Origin of the sequence: Mycobacterium sp., assembly GCF_049585075.1 — a bacterium.
Lineage (GTDB): Bacteria > Actinomycetota > Actinomycetes > Mycobacteriales > Mycobacteriaceae > Mycobacterium.
Genome location: NZ_JBAUZA010000136.1, coordinates 1 through 2,936, shown reverse-complemented (window position 1 = coordinate 2,936; position 2,936 = coordinate 1). Strand labels below are relative to the sequence as shown.

General features: G+C 66.1%; 2 protein-coding genes and 1 pseudogene. 2 read left to right on the top strand and 1 reads right to left on the bottom strand.

Annotated elements, in window-relative coordinates; translation table 11 throughout:
- Positions 1-108: 108 nt before the first annotated feature.
- Entirely contained in the window at positions 109-1,224 is a 1,116-nt protein-coding gene (locus WB785_RS06390; RefSeq protein ID WP_424077932.1) for an adenylate/guanylate cyclase domain-containing protein, read from the bottom strand.
- A gap of 23 nt (positions 1,225-1,247) precedes the next feature.
- On the opposite strand from WB785_RS06390, the gene gcvT reads away from it, so the two are divergent.
- Positions 1,248-2,342, top strand: a complete 1,095-nt coding sequence (gene gcvT / locus WB785_RS06385) for a glycine cleavage system aminomethyltransferase GcvT (RefSeq protein WP_424077931.1) — start codon at positions 1,248-1,250, stop codon at positions 2,340-2,342.
- A 100-nt stretch (positions 2,343-2,442) separates the two neighbouring features.
- Positions 2,443-2,936 (top strand): annotated as a pseudogene (locus WB785_RS06380) (branched chain amino acid aminotransferase); the annotation flags it as partial.

Genomic DNA, 2,936 nt, shown 5'->3' with positions numbered 1-2,936 from the left:
CCACCGGGACGATCAACACCGCCGAACCGGCGCCGCGGCGCGGCAGCGCGGAGGCGACGGTGACGGCAGGGGCGGGGTAACCAGGTTGTGTGCTCACGAGCATCAACCCTAACGACGCACGTCGCGGTCCAGGTCATAGGCCACGACAGGCTCGTCGAAACCCTTGAGCTGCAACGGATCCATGACAGTCGCCGGCCAGTCCGGCAGCTTTTCATGCACTTCCGCTGCGGCGAGGATCTGCCCCGGTGATGCCGCGGCGACAAGTCGTGCGGCCAGGTTAACCGCGTTGCCGAAGTAGTCACCGTTGATGGTCAGGATTTCGCCGTAGCCCAGCCCGGCGCGGACCTGCACTCCGGCTTCCCGCGCCCGGGGATGGGCGACGAGGTCGATCGCGGCTTTTGCCAACCGCTCCGGGTCGGAGCTCACCCACATCACGGCATCACCGAGGAACTTCACTATGCGCCCGCCGTCGGCGTGCACCACGTCGCTGACGGTGTTGCCGAACTCGGTGAGCATTGCCGACAACTCCGCGGGGGTCATCTTTTGGGTCAGCGCGGTGAAGCCGGACAGATCGGCAAAACCAACGCCGCAAACCACGCTGCCCGCCGACGGGCCGGTTACCACGCCTTCGATGAACGTTCGAGTGCTGACCAGGTGGTGGCGGTGGACGGCGTCGATCATTGCCCCGACGCGAGGGACGAACTGTGCGGCGTCGCGGTAGACCTGCGCGGTGGCTAGCTCGTCCCCGGTGAGGCCGAGCCACATTTTGGGTTGACTGGTCCGGATCATCGACGATATGGCCTCGGCCAGCCGGGCCACGGTCGCGCCGAGGACCCGCAAGAAGCCGTCCCCGGCGTCGGGGCCAAACTGCATCCGCAGCGCCACCCAGGTCGCCAGGCTGTCGACGTCGGCCTGGCTCAATGCTGGGGTGTCCGGATCTGCAACGGTCAGGCCCAGCATGGCCCAGCCGTGTTCGACCTCCGCCAAATCCACGCCGATCGCATCCGCGGCGGTCCGCAGGGTGTAGATCGGGGGACCGGACAACAGCAGCACGTCACCGGCGAGTCCGAAGAGCCGGCCGTGACGCTCGGCCTCGACCATCTCGTCCGCGGTGAAACCGAGGCCCGCCAAGTACTCGATCAGGCCGGCGCGTTCACGCGCATTGGCGATCCCGGCAGCCTCCAGTGCGGCAAAGTCGACCACCTGCCCAAGTGTGCCAGCCATGGCCCGGATTAGGGTCGAATGCCGTGAGCACCCTTCTGCACGGACCACTCGAGGACCGCCACCGCGAGCTTGGCGCGAGCTTCGCCGAGTTCGGCGGCTGGTTGATGCCGGTGTCGTACGCCGGCACCGTCAGCGAGCACACCGCAACCCGCACCACGGTCGGCTTGTTCGACGTCAGCCACCTGGGTAAGGCGTTAGTGCGCGGGCCCGGCGCCGCAGAATTCGTCAACTCAACGCTCACCAACGACCTGAACCGTATCGAGCCGGGAAAAGCACAATATACCTTGTGCTGCAACGAATCTGGCGGAGTCATCGACGACCTGATCGCGTATTACGTTGGGCCCGAGGAGATCTTCCTGGTGCCCAATGCCGCCAACACCGCGGCGGTGGTGGCCGCGCTGCAGAAAGCTGCGCCGGTCGGGCTCACCATCACCGACGAGCATCGCGCTTATGCGGTGTTAGCCGTACAGGGACCGCGGTCGGCGGACGTGCTTGCCGGGTTGGGGCTGCCGACTTCCATGGACTACATGGGCTATGCCGACGCGACGTTCGCACAAGTGCCAGTGCGGGTTTGCCGCAGCGGATACACCGGCGAGCAAGGCTATGAGTTGCTGCCCTCTTGGGAGTCCGCCGGCGTGGTGTTCGATGCGCTGGTTGACGCCGTGAAGCGAGCTGACGGGCAGTTGGCCGGCCTCGGTGCGCGCGACACGCTGCGCACCGAGATGGGCTATCCGTTGCACGGTCACGAACTCTCGGCCGATATTTCGCCGCTGCAGGCCCGATGCGGTTGGGCGATCGGCTGGAAGAAGGATGCCTTCTTCGGCCGCGACGCGCTGCTAGCCGAAAAGGAGGCGGGTCCGCCGCGGCTGCTGCGCGGCCTGCGCGCGACGGGCCGCGGTGTGCTGCGACCAGACCTAGCCGTGCTCGACGGCGACAACAAGGTCGGAGTCACCACGTCGGGCACATTTTCTCCGACGCTGAAAGCCGGGATCGGGTTGGCGCTGATCGATAGCGACGCGGGCGTCGAAGACGGTCAGCATGTCACCGTCGATGTTCGGGGCCGAGCGGTTGAATGCGAAGTCGTGCGTCCACCGTTTGTCGAACCAAAAACCCGGTAGCGCCCGGTTATAGAATCGCATTCATGAGCCGCGCCGGCGACAATTTACAACGCAGCGATGGGGTGGGGGCACCTCCCGCTTGCGGGGGAGAGCGGCGCGCATGAGCAGCGACGCCCTCGAGTTCACGGTTTCCCGCGCCACGAACCCGACCAGCGACGAGGCGCGTGACGCGATACTCGCCGACCCCGGTTTCGGCAGGTATCACACCGACCACATGGTGTCGATCGATTACACCGATGGAGTCGGCTGGCACGACGCACGGGTCATCGGGTACGGCCCGATTGAGCTGGATCCGTCGGCGATCGTGCTGCATTACGCGCAGGAGATATTCGAAGGACTTAAGGCCTACCGATGGCCGGACGGGTCGATCGTCTCGTTCCGTGCCGAAGCTAACGCCGCGCGGATGCGAGCCTCGGCGCGGCGGATCGCGATCCCCGAGTTGCCCGACGAATTGTTCATCGAGTCGTTGCGTCAACTGGTCGCCGTCGATAAGGCGTGGGTTCCGCCGGCCGGTGGCGAGGAGTCGTTGTACCTGCGGCCGTTCGTGTTTGCCACCGAGCCGGGACTGGGGGTACGCCCGGCCAAGCGGTATCG

Bases quoted from the DNA above. Each gene is read 5' to 3' on its own strand.
- WB785_RS06390 (WP_424077932.1), bottom strand. From the start codon at position 1,224: ATGGCTGGCACACTTGGGCAGGTGGTCGACTTTGCCGCACTGGAGGCT.